Raw genomic sequence first — 1,145 nt, forward strand, 5'->3', positions numbered from 1 at the left:
ACCCAAACAGTCTTTTGCTCTGGCCGATCAGATAATTCATTGTGGACACTTGCCGGGTGGCGGTGACGTCGTCGATTAAGGAGGTGATCCAGCCGCAGGTTCCCCTACGGCTACCTTGTTACGACTTCACCCCAGTCATGAACCACACCGTGGTGATCGCCCTCCGAAGTTAGGCTAACCACTTCTGGTGCAGTCCACTCCCATGGTGTGACGGGCGGTGTGTACAAGGCCCGGGAACGTATTCACCGTGCCATTCTGATGCACGATTACTAGCGATTCCGACTTCACGGAGTCGAGTTGCAGACTCCGATCCGGACTGAGACCGGCTTTATGAGATTAGCTCCCCCTCGCGGGATTGCAGCCCATTGTACCGGCCATTGTAGCACGTGTGTAGCCCTACTCGTAAGGGCCATGATGACCTGACGTCGTCCCCACCTTCCTCCGGTTTGTCACCGGCAGTCTCCCTAGAGTTCCCGACCGAATCGCTGGCAAATAGGGACAAGGGTTGCGCTCGTTACGGGACTTAACCCAACATTTCACAACACGAGCTGACGACGGCCATGCAGCACCTGTCTGAGCGTTCCCGAAGGCACCAATCCATCTCTGGAAAGTTCGCTCGATGTCAAGAGTAGGTAAGGTTCTTCGCGTTGCATCGAATTAAACCACATGCTCCACCGCTTGTGCGGGCCCCCGTCAATTCATTTGAGTTTTAACCTTGCGGCCGTACTCCCCAGGCGGTCGACTTATCGCGTTAACTGCGCCACAAAGGTCTCGAGGACCCCAACGGCTAGTCGACATCGTTTACGGCGTGGACTACCAGGGTATCTAATCCTGTTTGCTACCCACGCTTTCGCACCTCAGCGTCAGTGTCAGTCCAGAAGGCCGCCTTCGCCACTGGTATTCCTCCCGATCTCTACGCATTTCACCGCTACACCGGGAATTCTACCTTCCTCTCCTGCACTCTAGCCTGACAGTTCCGGATGCCGTTCCCAGGTTGAGCCCGGGGCTTTCACAACCGGCTTATCAAGCCGCCTACGCGCGCTTTACGCCCAGTAATTCCGATTAACGCTTGCACCCTCCGTATTACCGCGGCTGCTGGCACGGAGTTAGCCGGTGCTTCTTCTGCGAGTGATGTCCTTCTTGCG

The 1,145-nt window shown here is 56.2% G+C and carries 1 rRNA gene; it reads right to left on the reverse strand.

Annotation, left to right across the window (positions count from 1 at the left end):
• Positions 1-76: 76 nt before the first annotated feature.
• Positions 77-1,145 (reverse strand): 16S ribosomal RNA (locus CVH10_RS16830); the annotation flags it as partial.

It is taken from the genome of Halomonas sp. ND22Bw (genome assembly GCF_003011945.1).
Lineage (GTDB): Bacteria > Pseudomonadota > Gammaproteobacteria > Pseudomonadales > Halomonadaceae > Halomonas > Halomonas halophila.